This is a genomic window from Leeia oryzae DSM 17879 (assembly GCF_000376945.1).
Taxonomy (GTDB): Bacteria; Pseudomonadota; Gammaproteobacteria; order Burkholderiales; family Leeiaceae; genus Leeia; species Leeia oryzae.
Genome location: NZ_AQXU01000020.1, coordinates 132,809 through 154,057, shown reverse-complemented (window position 1 = coordinate 154,057; position 21,249 = coordinate 132,809). Strand labels below are relative to the sequence as shown.

The window sequence follows — 21,249 nt, the reverse complement described above, 5'->3', positions numbered from 1 at the left end:
TCAGGTAATCACAAAGTCACGCGCGAATATATCGTTAAAGAAGCGGAACAGTCGGTCATTGTCGCAATAGGCCACATTAAACCGCAGCCATGGGCTGCTGGACTGGTCGGGACGGAACAGATACCCGGGTGCCAGTAAAATGTCTTTGGAGACGGCCTGCTGCGATAGTATCAGAGGATCGATGACAGTTTTCTTGCATTTAGCCCACAAGAACATCCCGGCACCCGGTTCGTGAAACAGGTCGAAACCGGCTTCTTCCAGCCGGCGCGCTGTTTTTTCCTGGGCGCGTTCCAGTCTTTCTTTCAGCTGTTCAAGGTGTTTCCGGTGGTGACCTTCGGTCAGGATGTAATGTACCAGCGTTTCGTTCAGTTCCGGGGTGGCCATGCCGGATACCATTTTGTGATACACCAGTTCTTCCAGCAGGCCTTTTTCCGCCGCAATATAGCCAACCCGCAGACCCGGTGCGATGGATTTTGAAAAGCTGCCGATATAAATCACTTGTTTGAGTTGGTCCATGCTGGCCAGTGTCTGTTGCCGGCCGGGGACCAGGTCACTGGACACGTTGTCTTCTACCAGCTTGAAGTCATATTGTGCCGCGAGCTGCAGTACGCGGTAGGCGGTGGCCGGGCTGTAACTGGCGCCAGTCGGGTTTTGCAGCTGGGTATTGGTGAAATACAGCTTGGGACGGTGTGTCGCCAGCAGTTGCGTCAATGCTTGTGTATCCGGCCCGGTCGGGGTCATGGGGACGCCAACCAGATTCAGCCCCCGCAGACGAAGCGCGGACATCAGATTGCTATAACCAGGGTCATCTACCAGCACGGTATCGCCCGTGACGGTGAGCCTGCGTGTAATCAGGTCGAGCGCCTGGCTGGCCCCCAGTGTCAGCAGGATTTGTTCGCTGCTGGCCTGGATTTCCTGCTCGTTGAGTTGTCGTGCAATGGTCTCGCGCAGCGGTGCATACCCTTTAGGGTGGCCATAACGCACAATCCTGTCGGGTGACTTGGCGACCTGCCGCAGTCCTTTTTGCAATGCTTCTTCATCCAGCCAGGTGGTAGGCAGCCAGCCACAGCCAGCGTGAATGCCTGAATCTGCATTTTCGTAGACATTGCGCAGCAACCAGTAACTGTCTACGGCGGTTTCGGTCAGCCGCTGCTTCACCGGCTCTGCTTTGCTCTGCGAGTCTGCCACGAAGAAACCCGCGCCACGCCTTGGCTGAAGGTAACCCTTGGCTACCAGGCGGTCATAGGCTTCGACGACGGTAAATGTCGATACTTCATGCGCCAGGGCAAACTGGCGGATGGACGGGGCTTTGCTGCCCGGTCTCATCTGCTTGGTAGTAATGCGCTGGGTCAGGCCATTCACAATCTGCGTGACCAGTGATTCACTGGAGCCGGGGTCGAGTTCTATCTGTATCTGGGTGTTTTTGTTCATTGCAGCATAACCGTTGAGGTGTTTTTTCCAATACAGCTAGTGTACACAATTTTGTAACTGTATATGTGACTGTATTGGTAAAGCCAATACAGTTAGCACATCCCTCACCAACCCTTGCCACCGTCGCTCAAGGAGATACAGATGACAATTCAATGGAACGGTAGTCCACTGCCAATGGACGCTTACTGGATGCCATTTACTGCCAACCGGCAATTCAAGGCTGCGCCTCGCATGCTGGTTGCCGCGCAAGACATGCACTTTACCGATATCGATGGCCGCCAGATTCTGGATGGCACGGCCGGTCTGTGGTGCGTGAACGCAGGGCATAACCGTAAACCGATTACAGAAGCGGTCCAGCGTCAGATTGCGACACTGGATTATGCGCCTCCTTTCCAGATGGGTCATCCTGAAGCATTTATTGCGGCAGACAAACTGGCCAAAATGGCGCCAGAAGGCTTGAACCGTGTGTTCTTTACCAACTCGGGCTCAGAGTCTGCCGACACAGCACTAAAAATTGCACTGGCGTATCACCGCATGCGCGGCGATACCCTGCGTACCAAACTGATTGGCCGTGAGCGCGGCTACCATGGCGTGAACTTTGGTGGTATTTCTGTTGGCGGCATTGCCGGTAACCGCAAACTGTTCGGTAACGCGGTTACAGGTGTAGACCACGTTGGTCATACCCATGATTTGTCCCGCAATGCCTTCTCCAAAGGTGAACCACTGCACGGTGGCGAAGAGATGGCCAATGCGGTAGAGGCACGCATCACGACATTGCATGATCCTGCCACGATTGCTGCCATCATCGTTGAGCCGATTGCGGGTTCTACCGGCGTGATTCTGCCACCAAAAGGCTATTTGAAACGCCTGCGCGAAATTTGTACCAAGCACGGCATCCTGTTGATTTTTGATGAAGTCATTACCGGTTTCGGTCGCTTGGGTACCGCTTGGGGTGCAGACAAGTTTGATGTGATTCCAGACATCATCACCTGTGCCAAAGGCTTGTCCAACGGGGTGATTCCGATGGGGGCCGTGATTGTCAAAGACGGTATTTATGATGCCTTTATGGCGGCCAGTGCAGAAGGCGCTATCGAACTGCCACATGGCTATACCTACTCCGGTCATCCGGTTGCCGCTGCCGCAGCGAGTGCCACACTGGATGTGTATAACGACGAAAAACTGTTCCAGCGCGCTGGCGAGCTGGAAAGCTACTGGCAAGAGGGTGTGCATTCGTTGCGTGGTCTGCCACACGTCAAAGACGTGCGCAATATGGGTCTGGTTGCCGGTATCGAGCTGGAGTCCATGCCTGGCAAAGTGGCTAAACGTGCTTTCGAAACCTATCTGAAAGCCTGGGACAAAGGGGTGCTGATTCGCACCACCGGCGACATCATTGCCTTGTCGCCTCCTTTGATTATCGAGAAATCTCACATCGACCAGATATTCAATGTGCTGGCCGATGTACTGAGGACGGTTGAATAAACCGTCAATTGCAAGCAAGGCAGCCGGAGGGTTATTGCCGGCTGCCCGCAGTGAAATACAGGTGGTTTGTGTCTGAAAAACAACCTGATGCCAAGTCAGCAATCAGGTAAGTGAATGGATGAACGGGGTGACCCGGACGTCTGCTAGCCATAACGAGGGGAAGTTAAATGTCTGAAATTCTGCACTATATTGATGGCCAGCGTGTTGCTGGTTCCGGTACCCGTACATCGGATGTCTTTAATCCTGCCTTGGGTGAAGCGGTTGCCAAGGTTCGTCTGGCTGACCAGGCCGACGTGAATGCTGCGGTTGCATCTGCCAAGGCGGCGTTTACCTCCTGGTCTGCCACCAGCCCGCTACGCCGTTCACGTGTGATGTTCAAGTTCAAAGAACTGCTTGAGCAAAACATGAAGAAAATCGCGGAACTGATTTCCAGCGAACACGGCAAGGTAGTGTCTGATGCAATGGGTGAAGTCACCCGTGGTCTGGAAGTGGTTGAGTTTGCCTGTGGCATTCCACAATTGCTGAAAGGGGAATATACCGAGCAGGTAGGTAGCGGTATTGACGCATACACTACTCGTCAGGCCTTGGGTGTCGTTGCAGGTATTACTCCGTTTAACTTCCCGGCCATGGTGCCAATGTGGATGTTCCCGGTGGCCATTGCTTGCGGTAACAGTTTCATTCTGAAGCCTTCCGAGCGCGATCCGTCTACCGCATTGCTGCTTGCCGATTTGCTGAAAGAAGCAGGCTTGCCTGATGGCGTATTTACCGTATTGCACGGTGACAAAGTGGCCGTAGATGGTCTGCTGACCCATCCGGACGTGCATGCCATTAGCTTTGTAGGTTCAACACCTATCGCCAAATACATCTATGAAACTGGCGCACACCACGGCAAACGTGTTCAAGCATTGGGCGGCGCCAAGAACCACATGATCGTGATGCCGGATGCTGATCTGGAGCAGGTTGTAGACGCGTTGACCGGTGCAGCTTACGGTTCAGCCGGTGAGCGTTGCATGGCAATCTCTGTTGCGTTGGCGGTGGGTGATGTGGCTGACAAACTGGTCGAAAAAATGGCCGACCGTGCGCGCACCCTGAAGATCAATGTCGGTACCGATCCACATGCAGAAATGGGCCCTTTGGTAACCAAACAGCATCTGGAAAAAGTCACGGGCTATATCAACAAAGGTGTGGAAGAGGGCGCCAAACTGGTGGTTGATGGTCGTGGTCATAAAGTTGCCGGTTATGAAAACGGTTACTTCCTGGGTGGTACTCTGTTCGATAACGTGACACCAGAGATGACCATCTACAAAGAAGAAATCTTCGGGCCAGTACTGGCAATCGTCCGTGTGCCTGATTTTGAAAGCGCACTGAAACTGATCAACGATCACGAGTTCGGTAACGGCACCTCCATCTTTACTCGTGATGGTGATGCTGCACGCAACTTCGCCCATCGGGTGCAAGTGGGTATGGTGGGTATCAACGTGCCTATCCCTGTGCCGATGGCCTTCCATAGCTTTGGTGGCTGGAAAGCTTCCCTGTTTGGTGATCACCATATGCACGGCCCTGAAGGCGTACGTTTCTACACCAAGATGAAAGCTGTGACCACTCGCTGGCCAACTGGTATCCGTGCTGGTGCAGAATTTGTCATGCCAACCATGAAGTAATTTGGTGTACCGGGTACGGTGCGTGCCAAGTGAAAACCCGCCAGTTTGGCGGGTTTTTTCATATGCAGCTGTTACGGCAAGACGGGCTTGATGTGCATCGCCTAAAAGCAAAAAGCCAGACTCAAAAGTCTGGCTTTTTGTTGGCTAACACCCTGAATCAACAGGGTAAAAGCAAATTACGCGCGACGCTTGAATTCGTTGGTGCGGGTATCGATCTCGATCTTGTCACCGATCTCGACGAATGCTGCAACCTGAATTTCGCCACCGTTGGTCAGTGTAGCTGGCTTCATGACTTTACCAGAGGTATCGCCACGAACGGCTGGTTCTGTGTAAGCAACTTCACGAACGATGGTGGTTGGCAGTTCTACAGAAATGGCTTTGCCATTGTAGAAAGTCACTTCGCAGATGTCTTCCATGCCGTCTTGCAGGTATGGCAGTACATCGCTCATGTTGTCTTTTTCAACTTCGTACTGGTTGAATTCGTTGTCCATGAATACATACATTGGATCAGCAAAGTAAGAATAGGTACATTCTTTCTTGTCCAGAATCACGACATCGAATTTTTCATCCGCTTTATAAACGGCTTCAGAGGCAGAACCGGTCAGCAAGTTTTTCATTTTCATTTTTACAACAGCTGCGTTACGGCCAGACTTGTTGTATTCAGCTTTTTGCACAACCATTGGCTCATTGCCAAGCATAAACACGTTGCCAGAGCGGAGTTCCTGAGCGGTTTTCATTGTTAAACTATCCTGTTTGAACTGAGTTATACGGGCAAAATGAGTTTCGCCAAACGTATCATTTTAACCTGTTTTCACTAAATTGCGCCAGCTGTCTGGCAAGTGGCGGTTGTTTTTCCAGTGTTTTTTGCCAAAATACCGCATGGGTCAAATATTCTGCATAGCGGCCGAGCAACGTGCTGATGGTTTCCGCTGCGAGCTGGTGCTCATTCCACTCGTGCATGCATTTGCGCAACACCTGTTGCAAATCGGATGGCAACTGATGTGTATATCGCGTCAGAAAAGCATCCAGTTTTACCAGGTGTGCGTTTTCATCTTGCGCATAGATATGCCAGACAAACGGTTTGCCCGCCCATTGCGCCCTCAGGAAAGAATCCTCGCCACGGACAAAGTTCAGGTCACAAGCCCACAATAACTGATCGTACTCATCCTGATGCAAGAAGGGTAAAAACGTAATGGTCAGTGCGCCGATCTGTAGCGACTGACCCGTTTGTAGGCAGTTTTGCGGAAAGCCCCGAGTTTCAAGCCCGGTTTGCAGACTGTTGCGTATCTTGCTGTTGGTGACCATCAGACGGGTTGGAGCGCTTTGGTGTGACAGCGCATCAACCAGCGCCATGACCGATTCATTTTCATAGGCAAACAGGCTGATGATCTTTTCGCCCGGTGCTGGCGGGTTAACCCCGATGCGCTGCCAGAAGTCATCAATCATCGCAGGGTTTGACTGGAACAACCGTACCCTGGCCAGTAAATCCTGTTCCCTGAACAATCCTCCGGTTTTATCGGTAAAACCGGGGAAGTAAAAATATTGCGGGATACCCAGCCTGGGGTGTGGCGATATCATGGCATGGCAGTCTTCTGCCCATGTTTCTGCCGTCAGGTATTCCAGGTTTATCCAGCAAAAGGGCGCATGCCTTTGCTGCAACCGGGCCAGGTATGCATCAGGCAGGCCGCAGGCAAACGCCTCCACCACCACCTCTGCAATCGTTTCAAAAGTGCTCTGCGCATCCCAATGACAAATGCTGATCTGTTGCAGATGCTGTTGCTGCAAGCTTGGGTCAATCGCCGGTTCGATCTGGTGCAAACTGTGCAGGTCATCAACCCACAAGCGCACCTGCTGATGTTCGTCATGGCTTAGTTGCTTGGCCAGTCGCCAGCACACGCCAATATCGCCAAAGTTATCGACGACCTTACAAAAAATGTCCCACTGCCTGGTTTTCTGGCCCATAAAAGATCAATTCAAGGTGTTTAAATTCATGCGCATACATAGTTTGCGCTGGCATTTTTGGCCCAAGCCACTTATGCTCACGCCTATTATGGTTGAAAACGGAGATATCTTCATATGCAAATCATGACAGAATGGTTCGGCCCGGTAGAGATTGACCCGGCAACTACATTGACTTTTCCGGTGGGGTTGCCCGGTTTTGAGCAATGTACAAAGTTCAAGTTATTGCATGATATCGAGAAATCACAACCGCTCGTCCGCTGGTTGCAATCGGTGGAACAGGCTGAAGTATTATTCAGCGTAGTTGACCCTTCCATTTTTGGTGTACGTTACGAACTGACGTTAAACGATGAGGAAGTAGCCACGCTTTCTTACGAACAAGGCGACCAGATTGTGGTGCTGATGCTGCTTGGCAGGTCTCTGGAAGACGGTCATGTAGAGCCAAAAGCAAAATTTCCCATTTTAATCAATTTGAATAAACAGACTGGTCTGCAAAAGCAGGCAACAAGCTGTGAGCTGGTTTTCCGTAATATCTGACCATTTCGCGTAGCCCTTTTAACCGGGTGATATTCATACTAAATCAAGAAGGTGAGTTGGTGTTTCGCCATCTTGGTAGTATGATATCGCCCATTTTGTAGTGGATTCCGCAGCGGATGAAAACCACCTTTTTAGAATTTGAACAACCTATCGCAGAACTAGAAGCCAAAATCGAAGAGCTTCGTTTTGTTCAGGATGACTCTGCCGTAGACATTTCCGAAGAGATTGACCGTCTTCAGAAAAAGAGCCAGGAACTGACCAAGTCCATCTATGCCAAGATGACTTCATGGCAGATTTCCCAGGTCGCACGTCATCCTCAGCGTCCTTATACCCTGGATTACATCGACGGCATTTTTACCGACTTTCACGAACTGCACGGTGACCGCAGCTTTGCGGATGACCGGGCGATTGTGGGCGGGCTGGCACGTTTTAACGGACAGCCCGTGATGGTTATCGGCCATCAAAAGGGTCGTGATACCAAAGAGAAAATCCTGCGCAACTTCGGTATGCCAAAGCCGGAAGGTTACCGCAAGGCCCTGCGGCTGATGAAACTGGCCGAGCGTTTCGGCTTGCCGATCTTTACCTTCATTGATACACCGGGAGCCTATCCGGGTATTGGTGCCGAAGAGCGTGGTCAGTCAGAGGCGATTGGCCGTAACCTGTTCGAGATGACCACCCTGAAAGTACCAGTGATCTGTACCGTGATTGGGGAAGGCGGCTCTGGTGGTGCGCTGGCGATTGCCGTGGGCGATGTCACCATGATGCTGCAGTATTCAACCTACTCGGTAATTTCACCGGAAGGTTGTGCATCAATTCTGTGGAAAACGGCAGAGCGTGCATCCGATGCTGCTGAAGCCTTGGGTATTACCGCAAACCGGCTGAAAACACTGGGTCTGATTGATAAAGTGGTGAATGAGCCTGTCGGTGGTGCGCACCGCGACCATCGCCTGATGATGCAGACCATGAAAAAATCGTTGCAAGATGCCCTGAAGGCATTGCAGGATAAACCGGTCGACGAATTGCTGGAAAATCGTTACCAGCGTCTGATGAGCTACGGCAAATATAACATCGAGGCTGCTTGATGTTACGCCGGACAAACTAGCATGTCGTCAGTGTTACAAAAATTACTGGCCAGTATCGACAAGGTACTGGCCAGTTTGTCTTTCAAGCCCGCTCACGTGACAGTGGCATTGTCCGGGGGGCTGGATTCCGTCTGTCTGCTGCATGTGGCACATCAATGGGCGCGTCAGCATGGTGTCCGTCTGGCGGCGCACCATGTACATCATGGCCTTAATCCAAAAGCCGATGCATGGCTGGATTTCTGTGCCTCGCTATGCCAGCAACTGGATGTTGATTTCACCTCAACCCGTTTGACACTGGAACGCAAAGGGGGAGAAAGCCTGGAGGCATGCGCCAGAGAGGCGCGGTACGCTGCGTTGGCGGCGCACAAGACGGATGTGTTTCTGTTGGCTCAGCATCTGGATGACCAGATGGAAACCTGTTTCATGCAACTGATGCGGGGGAGCGGCCCGGCAGGTCTGATTGCCATGCCCGTCGTGAAGCAGGCTGATGGGCATGTCTGGATCCGCCCATGGCTGAATGTGCCACGCGCAGAGTTGACCGAGGTGGTGCTGGATCAGGGGTGGCAATGGGTCGAGGATGACAGTAATCAGGACACTCGTTTTGATCGCAACTTCTGGCGACAGACCCTGTTGCCGATGCTTGAAAGCCGTTATCCGGCTTACCGTCAGGCGGTGAGTCGCACGCAAGGCCTGACGCATGAGGCTTGGCTGTTGTCAGAAGAACTGGCGCAGCTGGACTGGCAGCAATGCGGTAAGGGGGCCTCACTGGATTTGCAGCCGTTCCGGCTATTGTCTGCACACCGGGCCAAGAACCTGTTGCGGTATTGGGTGACCCGAATTTCGGGGTTGCAGCCGCCGTCCTCTGCATGGTTTGAGAATTTGCTGATGCAACTGTCGGTTGTGCGGATGGATGCAGAGATCCAGATCAATTTGCCGCAAGACCGTTTCTTTATCGGGGTGTATCGGCACATGGCGTCCTTGATGCCCAGATTACCGGTGTGTAACGAGGTTGTTCTGATAGTCTCTTCTCTGGTGCCTGGTGTCACGCCAGTTCATGCCTGGTCCGGGCGCTATGTGCTTTCTCGCCGGCCGGGTGAAGGATTATCGCCCCGTATCGAGCAAGCGCAATTGTCCTGGCGACCCAGGACGGGGGGCGAAAAGCTGAAACTCGGGCCGAAGACCCCCTCCAAGTCGCTAAAGCAGCATTGGCAGGAACATGGTGTTGCCCCTTGGTTACGTCAGACGCGACCATTGCTGTATGTGGGTGAGCAGCTTGCCTGGATACCCGGTGTGGGTTATGCCAGTGACTGGCGCGCCGATGCTGATGAAGAGGGGTGGGTATTTGAATGGCAGGACGGCCTCGTCTGAAGCCGCCTGCCTCATTAGGTGGCGGGGTTAGTGGCCGTTGGCCACATTCGGGATGACAACCGGCTTAATGCCTAATGCCTGCAACTCTCTTACCGCTGCTGCGGCAGCGGCTTTGTCCTTGAACGGACCGATAATTACCCGGGATTCCAGCTTGGCCGGGATGCCTTGGTCACGCAGTTTTTGGTACAGCATGGCCGCATTGTCATATTGGCCAAATACGCCTGCTTGAACCGTGTAAGACTGGATAACCGAGCCTTGTAGCGCCGGTGCTTTGGTCGCCGGTACGGTCTGCGGGGTGGCGGGGGCCGTGGCAGTTGGTTTGGTGGCAGGGGGACTGGCGGGGGCTGCGGTCGGTTGTGCCAGTGGCCCTGCCGGTTTTACGGCGGGCTGCGGTTTAATAATCACAGGCGTAGCGGTTGCTGGCGCAACGGCCAAGGGTGTGCCCGGCAAGTTATCTTGACGTAGCGGCACTGGCGCAGGTTTTTGCGGGGCAACAGGATGGACGCCATTATCGTTGATCACGACAGGTGGGGCTGGGCGAAGACTGCTGGCACTGGCCTCTAACGGCGCCGACGCCGGTATCTCGCTACTGACCGCTGATGCCGGTTGTTCTATGGAGGCGGGTGCTTCTTTTTTTGCCGGTGGGGCCACAGGGGCGGTGGGAACGGCTTCAGCCACGGTAGCCGTTGATGCTACCAGTTCCTTTTGCTGACTCTCTTTTAGCCGGCTAATGGCATTGAGTACGACAATGGCCGCCATGATCAGGGCGATTGCAATCAAGACCCGTCGTACCGCCTGTTGTTTTATGTCGTCATTAGGGGTAGGCTGATTTTCTTGCATAAGCTGGGTTATCCACCGGTTTGCACTCTGAATGAACGGATTGTCAGGGCAATACTCAAAACTGGCAAGCTAAACGATAGGTTTGGCACAGGTTTTAGGGATACATACATCTGGGGCAGGTCATTGGGCCTTCCTGCTGCATTATTTTAAATTTCATTGTAAAGAGTCTATTGAACATGTCTTCAGTTCGCCATTTGTACGGTTTGCATGCGGTGCATGCCGCATTGCGCCAGTCACGCCACCGGTTTTTTGAATTGCTCTGTCAGGAAGGGCGTGACGACGGGCGCATGCACGCGGTATTGAAGCTGGCCGCTGAGCGGGGCGTGCCGGTTCGCCGTGCCAGCCCATCTCAGCTGGCTGAGCGGGTGGGGGATGTGATCCACCAGGGGATTGTTGCCAAGGTTGAAATGGCACCGCTGGCCAAGCATCTGGATGATGTCCTGGCGGAATTGTCCGAGCCGCCATTGTTGCTGGTGCTGGATGGCATTCAGGACCCGCATAATCTGGGCGCGTGCCTTAGAACGGCAGATGGCATGGGCGTTCACGCGGTGATTGCACCTAAAGACAAGGCCGTCGGGTTAAATGCAACCGCAGCCAAGGTCGCATGTGGTGCTGCCGAGAGTATTCCGTACCTTACCGTGACCAATCTGGCCAGAACCCTACGCGAGATTCGCGAGCAAGGTATCTGGATTGCCGGCACGGCGGGTGATGCGGATACTGATTTGTTCCACTTCAAGCACACCGGTCCTCTGGCCTGGGTACTGGGTAACGAAGGTCAGGGCATGCGCCGTCTGACCCGTGAGCTGTGTGATGAACTGGTCAGTATCCCGATGTTTGGTCAGGTAGAAAGTTTTAATGTTTCTGTAGCGACAGGAATGGTGCTGGCCGAAAGCAGAAGGCAGCGTGTCATGGCATGACCGGTACCATGCTGGCGGTGAGATGATTGCCGGAGGTCAGCATGGCTGGTATCTCGTGCAGATATTTCTATCGGCCTGCGCTTTCTTCGGCAGTCATGTACATGGATAATATGATACGCTTACCGGTTTGGGGCTCTCGCCTGTTCAGGTCAACGCATAGTGCTTTTAACGGATAAAGTGACGGCTGTGTTTGAACAACAAACCATACTGATTGTGGATGATGAGTGGATGGACCGCTCCATCCTGACCGAGCTGCTCAAAGACGATTACCGGCTCATTCTGGCGAAAGATGGGGAACAGGCCTTGCTAAAGGCCGCCAAATATCTGCCCGATTTGATTTTGCTGGACGTGGTTTTGCCGGACATCAGTGGTTATGAAGTGCAGCGTCGCTTGAGAGAGGGGCCCCGTACACGCCATCTGGCGGTCGCCTTTATCACCAGCCAGGACTCTGCCGACGATGAAGCCTACGGCATTTCTCTTGGTGCCTACGATTACATCACCAAGCCGTTTCATCTCGCCGTGGTCAAGGCCCGTATTTCAAATATCCTGCGCATGGAACGCCAACGGGTGTTGCTGGAAAAAATGGCAAGCCTGGACGGGTTGACGGAAGTGTTGAATCGTCGCCGGTTTGACGAAATATTGCTGGAAGAGTGTCACCGCTGCGCAACCTGGGAGGCACCGATTTCTCTGGCCATGCTGGATGTCGATTACTTCAAATCGTTTAATGATTGCTATGGTCATGGCAAGGGTGATGAAGTCCTGAAGCTGGTGGCCCGGTGCATGCGGGTGTCCGTTCCGATTTCTTCCGGTTTTGTGGCGAGATATGGCGGGGAAGAATTTGTCATGATTCTGCCTGGCATGCATGAAGAGAATGCGATCCAGCTTTGCAGCAAGGTCTGCCAGATGGTGCAGGATCTGAACGTACCACATGCGCAATCGGGTGTGTCAGACATCCTGACCGTCAGTATCGGAGGCGTTAGTGCTCATCCGGACCGGTCGATGGGTGCGAGTGATCTGCTGCATCGGGCGGATGCAGCGCTGTATGCGGCCAAGAAGTCAGGCAGAAACCAGATCAGCTGGTACGGGCACACAGCCTGAACCACCCAGTCTCCCGGATGATCTTGCGTAATGCCCATACAAAATGTGGCGTTGCGCCATTCAGCTATTGCGTAGTTCGTCATGATTCCTTTATAATCCAACGTTTACCAAACCTTGCCTGATCGATACGCATACGACAGGCTTTAACCAAAAGGAGCAAATATGCGCCATTACGAAATCGTTTTTATCGTGCATCCTGATCAAAGCGAACAAGTGCCAGCAATGGTTACGCGTTACAAATCTTTGATTACAGGTAACGGTGGTCAAATTCACCGTCTGGAAGACTGGGGCCGTCGTCAACTGGCTTACCCAATCCAGAAAATCCACAAAGCTCATTATGTTCTGATGAACATTGAAGTTAACCAGGAAACCCTGGACGAGCTGGAACACGCATTCAAATTCAACGATGCGGTACTGCGTCATCTGACCGTCAAAATGGACGAAGCTGTTACGACCGCTTCTCCAATGATGAAAGAAGAAAAATCCAAATCCCTGCTGGAAGGCGGCGAAGCCAAAGCTGAGTCAGCTGAAGCCTGATTGGATAAGTGCCCCGAGTAGGTGAAAACTGTAGTACATGAACAAAATTGCCATTGACGGTGTGATTTTCAAGCAAGAGCCTCTTGCCTATACACCGGCTGGCACAGCGGTAACGAGATTCTGGTTAAAACACCAATCAGAAGAAACTGAAGCAGGTTTGCCAAGAAAAGTAATGTGCGAGATTGAAGCGATTGCACTTGGCGAGCTGGCTAAAAAACTGGGTAGCATCCCGCAAGATACTCTTGTGCAACTACATGGTTTTCTGGCTGCGAAAAACCTGAAGCACCCGCGTTTGGTACTGCATGTAACCGACTTGGCGATTGATAAGAATACTTAGTAAACGAATCTGACAAGGAGCGAGAAATGTCTCGTAATCTGTTCAAACGCAAGAAATTCTGCCGCTTTACGGCTGAAGGTATCAAACAAGTTGACTACAAAGATGTAGATCTGTTGAAAGATTTCATCAGCGAAAACGGCAAGATTATTCCAGCACGTATCACTGGTACTAAAGCTCGCTACCAGCGTCAGCTGTCTGTTGCGATCAAACGTGCCCGTTTCCTGGCGCTGCTGCAATATACTGACAACCACTAAGACTGAGGCGATTCCACCATGCAAATTATTCTGATGGAAAAAGTGGCCAACCTCGGCCAATTGGGTGACGTGGTCAAGGTGAAAGATGGTTACGCACGTAACTTCCTGATCCCGACTGGTAAAGCTCGTCGTGCAACTGAAGCTAGCCTGAAAGAATTCGAAGCACGTCGTGCTGAGTTCGAAAAAGTGCAAGCTGAAAAACTGGCTGAGGCGCAAGCTCGTGCTGAAAAGCTGCAAGGCTTTACAGTGACAATCGCTCAGAAAGCTGGCGTTGACGGCAAACTGTTCGGTTCTGTAACCAACGTTGACATTGCTGAAGCATTGACAGCTGCTGGTCACCCAACCGTACGTGCTGAAATCCGCATGCCTAACGGTCAACTGAAAACTATCGGTGAATTCCCGATTGTTGTTGAGTTGCATACCGACGTTGTTGCTGACATCACTGTTGCTGTTGTTGGCGAATAATTCTGCTGTCTGATCAGCATTATTATCATGCAATAAAAAAACAGGCCGCTTTTGCGGCCTGTTTTTTTATTTTTTGGGGTGTCATTTCATCATTGGAGATGCCTTGGGATGCTGATGATAGCGCTGATGGTTGACTTGCCTGATGAGGCGATCAATCAGTTACGGGATGCAGAGGTGCCACATGCATTATCCGGGCGGAGAAGCGATGACTTCTGCGTGCTGGTGAGGCATGCTTGCACATGAGGTCTTTATTTACAAGACAGCAGCTGAGATGGCCTGTCTGAACGGGGAAGGTGCTTGAATGGTGTTGGCCGCGATGTGGGAAGACTTGCCGGAAGAGGGGCAGCATATCTGTCACCTGGTGCAGGGGCTGTCTGAGGCGACTTCTCAAACGGAAGCACGGGGTTGGGCTGTACTGTTGACGGAGCTGCTGACCTGTGTGCTGTTGCGTCAGGATGATGACCTGATAGGTAGTGTGCTGACCAAACTGACGAAAGATGCGCCAGGCATGCATGAGGTTTTGCTGCCATGGGTTGAAGCAACTGCGACCAAAATTGAGCATGCTCGTGCCAAGAAGACAACACAACTGATCGCCCTTCCCGTGTTGGCATGGTCTCGTTTTAATATTCCAGATCGCGTGTTGCAGCCATCCGAAGTGGAGCAGATCCGGCAGATATTGTTGTCGGAAGTCTTTTCTGATCATGCGGCTATTTGTGTTGCGAACAAGTGGTTTTCTCCGGAACAGATTCCCCAGACCTTTGGTGTTGCGCACAAACTGCTGCGCCAGTTTCCGGCAACCCGACACACGCATGATGTCTCTGATGGAGATTTTGATGTGCCTGAGGTTTTTTTGTCGGATACCCGATATCTGCTGATGGCCGTGACATTGCCGCGTAATGGGGTAATTTACCAATGGCAGACGCCTGCCGTGCAAGGAACCCGCCAGGAGGCGCTGGCGCGGCTGGAGGCTGCCCTGTCTACGGTCTTGTCTGCCGCGCTGCCTGGGTGCGTTACGCGCGTTTTAATGCCTGATGCGTTCTTCTCTGCATGGAAGGCTGCCGATATCGCCTCTCGAGCCTTTGCCATCAAGGCTGCTGCCACCTTCTTGTCGATGATGCTGGAGTGTCCGGTGAGTGAGCTGGATGCGACGGTAGCGGTATTCGAGCATGAGGGACTGGAGGAGGTCCGGATCGGATTTGCCCGTCAGAGCCTGGAAGGGATTCAGTACGGTTTGATCTGGCCGCTATGGGGCGAGGAACTTGCTGCCCAGATGTCGGTCATAAGCGAAGAACTGAAACAGCTGGAATTGGGCCAGGTGCATTACCCGGTTGATGTGTTCTCTGCGCTTGAAGATGGTAGTTATGATACGCCTGCCTATGTTGATCGGCATGGGCACGTGGTTGAGGCATTAATGCCGGATGTCGAATTTAATGAAATTCATCTGCATTAATATGCTGAATCATTGTGACAATATGTTAAAGCTGATGAATGCCCGCTGTGTTTTTATCCTGATTGCGCCATGATGATTAATTGGTGCGTTAAGTGGAGTCTCTGATGAAACAAAGCCTGTGTGTATGGCCGCTGTTTTTCTTGTCTTTGGCAAGTGTGGAAAGTGTTGTTGCAGAGCCGTTGAATTATGACGTAATTCAACTGCAGGCAAATGCAATGGCAGAAGTTTCGAATGATACCCTGATCGCCAATATGTTTGTCGAAGACAATCAGGCTGACCCGCAGCGCTTGGGCGTATTATTGAACAAGCGCCTGGAAGATGCGGTGCAAATCGCGAAATCGTATCCTGCGGTGAAAGTAACTTTGCAATCTCAGCAGACTTATCCGGTGTACGGGACAAATAACAAATTGCAGGGCTGGCGTGGGCGACTGGATATTAAAGTTGTCAGCGAGGATTTTTCCAGCGCGAGTCAGCTAATTGGCAAATTGCAACCGGCTTTGCAAATCGGCGGCATCAATTTTATTGTGTCAGACAAGAAACGTGAGCGCGCGGAGTCTGACCTGACGGTAGAGGCATTAAAGGCGTTTAAGCAGAAAGCATCGCTGGTGACGAATACACTGGCAAATGGCAAAGCATACCGGATCGTTTCTTTGCAGGTGGGTAGTGAGTCGATGGGGCCACAACCGTATATGCAGAAACTGGCCAGAGCGTCGGTAGCGGCCGACGGGCTGGCTGAGGTGTCGCCAGGCGAAAGCAAGGTTGGCGTGCTGGTGTCAGGGCAGGTGCAGATTCAGCCCTGAGGACGTCGGCGTGCATCAGGATGCAGATTGCTATGTGACAATGCACCCTTCGCCTGTGCTTTGATGCACCAAATCGTGGGAACATTAAAAAAGCCGCTTAAAGCGGCTTTTTAATGGGCTATCTGACGTATGCGATTACTTGATCAGCAAATCGGCTTCGGATTTGCCCGCAGCAATAGCAGCCAGGAACCAGCCCGGTTTACGGCCTTTGCCAGACCAGGTGTCTGACGGATTGGCTGGGTTGGCAAATTTTGCAGCCAGAGGTGCTTTTTTGCCGGTGTTTTTCTTGCCCAGCAGGGCAAGCAATTCGTCTACAGATACATCCAGTTGTTGTGCGCGCTCTTGTACCAGATTGGCCAAAGCAGAGGCTTCTTGAGATTTGCGTGCACGAATCTCTTTTTCAACATCCAGGCGGAGTTGAGCCAGTTGATCAAATGACAAATCAGATAGATTGATACCCATGGTGTTGATTCCCGTAATCTGGTTAATCCGGTTTTGATTGCGTGCCTTTGGATTTCCGTAATCAAAACTTTGAATATTATATTTATGCTTGTCATTTAATAGTATCACAATTTTTAAATTTGTAATTGATTTGTGAAATTGGGAGATTAACTGTTATTAACAGTCATTTATCATTTGGCATTTATCTGTGCTTTTTAGTGCTGCATATTTGCAAGTAAAAGACCGGACTTTTTACCCAAGGTTTGCGTTAAGTCGGGTTTTGGCGAATCCGGATGATGCAAACTGTCTTTTGAGCCATTTGGCATCTATCATCAAAAGGATGCAGGCGCGGACTGTTGCAACAGGGGTAAAGGCAAATGACGGACCATATAAGCGTGCTTTCGCTGAACATGCATAAAGGCATGACGCCGTTAAACCGTCGTTTGACGGTGCATCAATTAGGGGACATGCTGCAGCAGCACAATTCGGATATTGTGTTTTTGCAGGAAGTACAAGGGTTGCATCATCGCCGTGCCAGCAAGTTTGAGAATTGGCCTGCCGCCGGACATGCAGCCTATCTTGCCGAATGCCTTGCCAAAGAAGGCATATACGGCGGGAATGCTTTTTATCCTTACGGGCACCACGGAAATGCCCTGATTTGCGGTTTCAGGCTGATCAGCTGGAGAAATATTGATATCTCTGAAAACCGGCTGGAAAAGCGGGGTATGCTGCACTGTGTGTATGAATTACCGGTTAGCAAGATACGCTTGCATGCCATTTGCGTCCATTTGAATCTGCTGGCGCATGACCGGAGAAAACAGGTGGCAAGGCTGGTTGAGGAAATTCAGCATCATGTTCCAAGCGGTGAACCTTTGATCATGGCGGGTGACTTTAATGACTGGCGGAATGAGGCATCGTATGTCTTGTCTCATGACCTGGGACTGACTGAGGTATTTCAGCATCTGCATGGCCACCTGGCGCGCAGTTTTCCGGCGCGGTGGCCATTGCTGCCACTGGACCGCATCTATGTCAAACATGTGAAGATTGAACAGGCCAGCGTCGGCAAGGACAAGCTTTGGGCGCGATTGTCTGATCATTTACCCCTGATGGCCAAAGTGAATGTACAAAAGGGGCAGCAAACGGCCAAGAGTTGATCAACTGGTCTGGTGTTAGAGCTTTGATCTGCCTTTCCTGATCTGGAAACCGGCTTTTTTGCCGCCCGTCCGGGCTGCATGTCGTACCCATTATGTTTCATGTCGAAATCTGTCACCATCGTAAGCGCCCACTCAAGTCAAATTGCCAGACTAACAAAAGTTGTATTTTTGCCCACCGTTGGGCGAGCATTATCTGAAAGGAATTACCGTGTCTGATTACATCTTGCGCAGTTATATTGGCGGCCAGTATGTGGAAAGCACCCGTGGCGAATTGGTAGACAATTTCAACCCGGCGACTGGTGAAGTGTTGTGCAAGGTGGACAAGGCAGGTGATGACGAGGTGGATCTGGTCATTGCCAAGGCCAAGGAAGGTTTTGCCATCTGGTCTGCCATGACCGGAGCCGAGCGTGGCCGCATTCTGAACAAGGCTGCGCAATTGTTGCGCGAGCGTAATCAGGAGTTGGCAGAGCTGGAAGTGCGAGACAACGGCAAGCCGATTCAGGAAGCGGCTGCGGTGGATGTGTTGTCTGGCGCAGATTGCGTGGAATACTTTGCCGGTCTGGCCGCCGGGATTCATGGTGACCAGTATCCGCTGAAAAATGCGTTTGCCTATACGCGCCGTGAACCACTGGGGATTTGCCTGGGGATTGGCGCCTGGAATTACCCGATCCAGATTGCTTGCTGGAAATCAGCGCCAGCACTGGCCTGTGGCAATGCCATGATTTTTAAGCCTGCCAGCATTACGCCGATGACGGCTGCCAAACTGGCTGAAATTTACTCTGAAGCCGGCGTGCCGGATGGCGTGTTTAACGTGATGCAGGGCTCGTCTGACGTGGCTCGCAAGCTGATTGCCCATCCGGATGTGGCGAAAGTGTCCATTACCGGTTCTACCGAAACCGGCAAGGCGATCATGGCGGATGCTGCCAAAACGCTGAAGCGCGTGACCATGGAGCTGGGTGGGAAATCGCCGCTGATCATTTTCCCGGATGCAGACCTGAAGCAGGCAACTTCTGCCGCGATGCTGGCCAACTTTTATACCCAGGGCGAGATTTGCACCAACGGTACCCGTGTTTTCGTACATGAAGACATTTATGACGCTTTTCTGGCGCAGCTGGCCGAGCGTACGGCCAAGCTGAAGATTGGTGACCCGATGGACCCGGATACCCAGGTCGGTGCCATGGTCTCTAACGACCATGCAAATACCGTGATGTCTTACATCGAGCGCGGTTTGCAGGAAGGTGCACGCTTGGTGTATGGCGGCAAAAAGGTAACGGTTAAAGGTTGTGAAGCTGGCAGCTTTATCCAGCCGACCATTTTTGCCGACTGCGTAGATACCATGACCATTGTACGCGAAGAAATCTTTGGGCCGGTGATGTCCGTGTTGCCTTTCCGTGATGAAGAAGAAGTGATTCTGCGCGCCAACAATACCCGTTTGGCACTTGCAGGCGGTATCTTTACCAAAGACCTGGCCCGGGCTCACCGTGTCATCGCCAAGCTGCAAGCAGGGGTGTGCTGGATCAACAATTACAACATTACACCGATCGAGATGCCGTTTGGTGGTCTGAAAGAGTCTGGTATCGGGTCTGAAAACAGTCATGCCGCCATTGACCATTACACACAGATCAAGAGCGTGTATGTAGAACTGGGCGAGGTTGCTTGCCCGTACGAATAAGCATGGTGAATGAGGCCCGACTTGCAGCGGGCCTTTGATAAAACGGGTTTTACATTTGCAGCAAGTGCAGGTTGTTTTGAATGGGGTGGGAGTAAGTATGGCTAACGAATTTGATTACATCATCGTAGGCGCCGGATCGGCTGGATGTGTTTTGGCGAACCGCCTGACAGAAGACGGAGACGCCAAGGTGTTGCTGCTGGAAGCTGGCCCGCGCGACTGGAGCATCTTTATTCACATGCCGTCTGCTTTTGCCTGGCCGCTAAAAGATGACAAGTACAACTGGTACTACGAATCCGAACCCGAACCCTACATGAACAACCGTCGCATGTATTGCCCGCGCGGCCGTGTATTGGGCGGGTCTTCTTCGATTAACGGGATGGTGTACATCCGTGGCCATGCGCTGGATTACGATGGCTGGGCCAAGCGTGCCGGTCTGGAAGACTGGGATTATGCACACTGCCTGCCTTACTTCCGCAAGGCAGAAACTCGCCACAAAGGGGGCGACGCCTACCGGGGTGACAGCGGCCCGCTGTTTGTCAGCACGGGCGCTTGCAAGAACCCGCTGTACAACGCATTCATTGAAGCTGGCAAGCAGGCAGGCTACCCGTATACCGCAGACATGAACGGCTACCAGCAGGAAGGCTTGGGGCCCATGGACATGACCGTGCACAAGGGTCGTCGCTGGAGTACTGCCATGGCTTACCTGCGTCCGGCCATGAAGCGTCCTAACCTGAAGGTCGAGTCTCGTGCACTGGTAACCCGTGTGCTGTTTGACGGCAAACGTGCAGTTGGCGTGGAATACAGTCAGGATGGCAAGCTGCACCGTGTGAATGCCGCGAGGGAAGTGATCTTGTCCGGCGGTGCCATTAATTCGCCACAAACCCTGTTGCTGTCAGGCGTAGGCCCTGCGGAAGACCTGAAAAAACTGGGGATCCCGGTGGTGCATGATCTGCCGGGCGTTGGCCAGAACCTGCAAGATCACATTGAGGCGTATGTGCAGGTATCTTGCAAGAAACCGATTACCCTGTATTCGGCCCAGAACCCGCTGGCAATGCTGAAGATTGGCGTGCAGTGGCTATTGACCGGCACAGGGCTGGGGGCAACCAACCATTTTGAATCTGGCGGTTTTATCCGTAGCGAAGCCGGCGTGAAGCATCCGGATTTGCAGTACCACTTCTTGCCGATGGCCGTGAGTTATGATGGCCACTCTGCTGCATCTGAGCACGGTTTTCAGGCCCATGTGGGCCCGATGCGACCGACCAGCAAGGGGTATGTCAAGTTGCGTACCGCCAGTCCGAAAGACAAACCGAAAATCCTGTTTAATTACATGATGACCGAGCAGGACCGCAAAGAGATGCGCGCAGGTATCCGCCTGACCCGCGAGATTTTTGCCCAGAAAGCAATGGATGAGTTCCGCGCTGAAGAGCTGGCGCCAGGCAAGGCAGCAACGTCGGATGCCGATATTGATGCATTTATCCGCGAGAAGGCCGAAAGTGCGTTGCATCCATCCTGTACCTGCGCCATGGGTAGCAAGGATGACCCGATGGCCGTGGTGGACGGGGCAGGGCGTGTCTATGGCTTGCAGGGTATCCGGGTGGTGGATGCATCGATCATGCCGGATGTGGTAAGTGGCAACCTGAATGCGCCGACCATCATGATGGCCGAGAAAATGGCAGACAAGATTCGTGGTAAACAGCCTTTGCCTGCCAGCAACGCGCCGGTATGGATTCACCCGCAATGGGAAACCAAGCAGCGCTAGAAATGCCT

Annotated in this window: 21 protein-coding genes; 16 read left to right on the top strand and 5 right to left on the bottom strand. The window is 52.4% G+C overall.

Annotated features, from left to right (window positions below; all coding sequences use genetic code 11):
• On the bottom strand, nt 1-1,431 hold the full coding sequence (locus F552_RS0107240; protein WP_018151065.1) for an aminotransferase-like domain-containing protein: 1,431 nt from the start codon (nt 1,429-1,431) through the stop codon (nt 1-3).
• Nucleotides 1,432-1,572: 141 nt separating this feature from the next.
• Here F552_RS0107240 and aptA point away from each other — a divergent pair, with 141 nt between their 5' ends.
• Both aptA and F552_RS0107230 read left to right on the top strand, forming a co-directional pair.
• Nucleotides 1,573-2,910 carry an omega-aminotransferase AptA gene (aptA, locus tag F552_RS0107235; protein ID WP_211208244.1) on the top strand — a complete coding sequence of 446 codons (1,338 nt, stop codon included), beginning with the start codon at nt 1,573-1,575 and terminating at the stop codon, nt 2,908-2,910.
• A 167-nt stretch (nt 2,911-3,077) separates the two neighbouring features.
• Entirely contained in the window at nt 3,078-4,571 is a 1,494-nt protein-coding gene (locus tag F552_RS0107230; protein WP_018151063.1) for a CoA-acylating methylmalonate-semialdehyde dehydrogenase, read from the top strand.
• A gap of 176 nt (nt 4,572-4,747) precedes the next feature.
• On the opposite strand, the gene efp is transcribed toward F552_RS0107230, so the two are convergent.
• Nucleotides 4,748-5,308 carry an elongation factor P gene (efp, locus tag F552_RS0107225; RefSeq protein WP_018151062.1) on the bottom strand — a complete coding sequence of 187 codons (561 nt, stop codon included), beginning with the start codon at nt 5,306-5,308 and terminating at the stop codon, nt 4,748-4,750.
• Between the two features lie 58 nt (nt 5,309-5,366).
• Nucleotides 5,367-6,533, bottom strand: a complete 1,167-nt coding sequence (earP, locus tag F552_RS18715) for an elongation factor P maturation arginine rhamnosyltransferase EarP (protein ID WP_018151061.1) — start codon at nt 6,531-6,533, stop codon at nt 5,367-5,369.
• 114 nt (nt 6,534-6,647) lie between these two features.
• On the opposite strand from earP, the gene fliW reads away from it, so the two are divergent.
• The 3 genes from fliW (at nt 6,648) to tilS (ending at nt 9,517) form a co-directional block, all read left to right on the top strand.
• A complete protein-coding gene (gene fliW, locus F552_RS0107215; RefSeq protein WP_018151060.1) occupies nt 6,648-7,067 on the top strand; it encodes a flagellar assembly protein FliW in 420 nt (139 codons plus the stop codon).
• Nucleotides 7,068-7,183: 116 nt separating this feature from the next.
• On the top strand, nt 7,184-8,149 hold the full coding sequence (locus F552_RS0107210; protein WP_018151059.1) for an acetyl-CoA carboxylase carboxyltransferase subunit alpha: 966 nt from the start codon (nt 7,184-7,186) through the stop codon (nt 8,147-8,149).
• 21 nt (nt 8,150-8,170) lie between these two features.
• On the top strand, nt 8,171-9,517 hold the full coding sequence (gene tilS / locus F552_RS0107205; protein ID WP_018151058.1) for a tRNA lysidine(34) synthetase TilS: 1,347 nt from the start codon (nt 8,171-8,173) through the stop codon (nt 9,515-9,517).
• A 27-nt stretch (nt 9,518-9,544) separates the two neighbouring features.
• On the opposite strand, the gene F552_RS0107200 is transcribed toward tilS, so the two are convergent.
• Nucleotides 9,545-10,357: an SPOR domain-containing protein gene (locus F552_RS0107200; protein WP_018151057.1), complete on the bottom strand. Its 813-nt coding sequence runs from the start codon at nt 10,355-10,357 to the stop codon at nt 9,545-9,547.
• Nucleotides 10,358-10,533: 176 nt separating this feature from the next.
• On the opposite strand from F552_RS0107200, the gene rlmB reads away from it, so the two are divergent.
• The 8 genes from rlmB (at nt 10,534) to F552_RS0107155 (ending at nt 16,215) form a co-directional block, all read left to right on the top strand.
• Nucleotides 10,534-11,274: a 23S rRNA (guanosine(2251)-2'-O)-methyltransferase RlmB gene (rlmB, locus tag F552_RS0107195; RefSeq protein WP_018151056.1), complete on the top strand. Its 741-nt coding sequence runs from the start codon at nt 10,534-10,536 to the stop codon at nt 11,272-11,274.
• A 186-nt stretch (nt 11,275-11,460) separates the two neighbouring features.
• On the top strand, nt 11,461-12,372 hold the full coding sequence (locus F552_RS0107190; protein WP_026182480.1) for a diguanylate cyclase: 912 nt from the start codon (nt 11,461-11,463) through the stop codon (nt 12,370-12,372).
• 162 nt (nt 12,373-12,534) lie between these two features.
• Nucleotides 12,535-12,909: a 30S ribosomal protein S6 gene (gene rpsF, locus F552_RS0107185; protein WP_018151054.1), complete on the top strand. Its 375-nt coding sequence runs from the start codon at nt 12,535-12,537 to the stop codon at nt 12,907-12,909.
• 37 nt (nt 12,910-12,946) lie between these two features.
• Nucleotides 12,947-13,246 carry a primosomal replication protein N gene (gene priB / locus F552_RS0107180; protein ID WP_018151053.1) on the top strand — a complete coding sequence of 100 codons (300 nt, stop codon included), beginning with the start codon at nt 12,947-12,949 and terminating at the stop codon, nt 13,244-13,246.
• 26 nt (nt 13,247-13,272) lie between these two features.
• Nucleotides 13,273-13,500 carry a 30S ribosomal protein S18 gene (gene rpsR, locus F552_RS0107175; protein WP_018151052.1) on the top strand — a complete coding sequence of 76 codons (228 nt, stop codon included), beginning with the start codon at nt 13,273-13,275 and terminating at the stop codon, nt 13,498-13,500.
• Nucleotides 13,501-13,518: 18 nt separating this feature from the next.
• On the top strand, nt 13,519-13,965 hold the full coding sequence (gene rplI, locus F552_RS0107170) for a 50S ribosomal protein L9 (RefSeq protein ID WP_018151051.1): 447 nt from the start codon (nt 13,519-13,521) through the stop codon (nt 13,963-13,965).
• A gap of 301 nt (nt 13,966-14,266) precedes the next feature.
• Entirely contained in the window at nt 14,267-15,415 is a 1,149-nt protein-coding gene (locus F552_RS0107160) for a DUF2863 family protein (protein WP_018151050.1), read from the top strand.
• 104 nt (nt 15,416-15,519) lie between these two features.
• Nucleotides 15,520-16,215 carry an SIMPL domain-containing protein gene (locus F552_RS0107155; protein ID WP_018151049.1) on the top strand — a complete coding sequence of 232 codons (696 nt, stop codon included), beginning with the start codon at nt 15,520-15,522 and terminating at the stop codon, nt 16,213-16,215.
• Between the two features lie 135 nt (nt 16,216-16,350).
• Here F552_RS0107155 and F552_RS0107150 read toward each other — a convergent pair whose 3' ends face one another.
• A complete protein-coding gene (locus tag F552_RS0107150; RefSeq protein ID WP_018151048.1) occupies nt 16,351-16,677 on the bottom strand; it encodes an H-NS histone family protein in 327 nt (108 codons plus the stop codon).
• Between the two features lie 356 nt (nt 16,678-17,033).
• On the opposite strand from F552_RS0107150, the gene F552_RS0107145 reads away from it, so the two are divergent.
• From F552_RS0107145 to betA, 3 genes are all read left to right on the top strand, one after another.
• Nucleotides 17,034-17,810: an endonuclease/exonuclease/phosphatase family protein gene (locus F552_RS0107145; protein WP_018151047.1), complete on the top strand. Its 777-nt coding sequence runs from the start codon at nt 17,034-17,036 to the stop codon at nt 17,808-17,810.
• Nucleotides 17,811-18,018: 208 nt separating this feature from the next.
• Nucleotides 18,019-19,482 carry a betaine-aldehyde dehydrogenase gene (gene betB, locus F552_RS0107140; RefSeq protein WP_018151046.1) on the top strand — a complete coding sequence of 488 codons (1,464 nt, stop codon included), beginning with the start codon at nt 18,019-18,021 and terminating at the stop codon, nt 19,480-19,482.
• Between the two features lie 97 nt (nt 19,483-19,579).
• The gene (gene betA, locus F552_RS0107135) at nt 19,580-21,241 is read left to right on the top strand and encodes a choline dehydrogenase (protein ID WP_018151045.1); all 1,662 of its coding nucleotides are present in this window, start codon (nt 19,580-19,582) and stop codon (nt 21,239-21,241) included.
• Nucleotides 21,242-21,249: the final 8 nt, after the last annotated feature.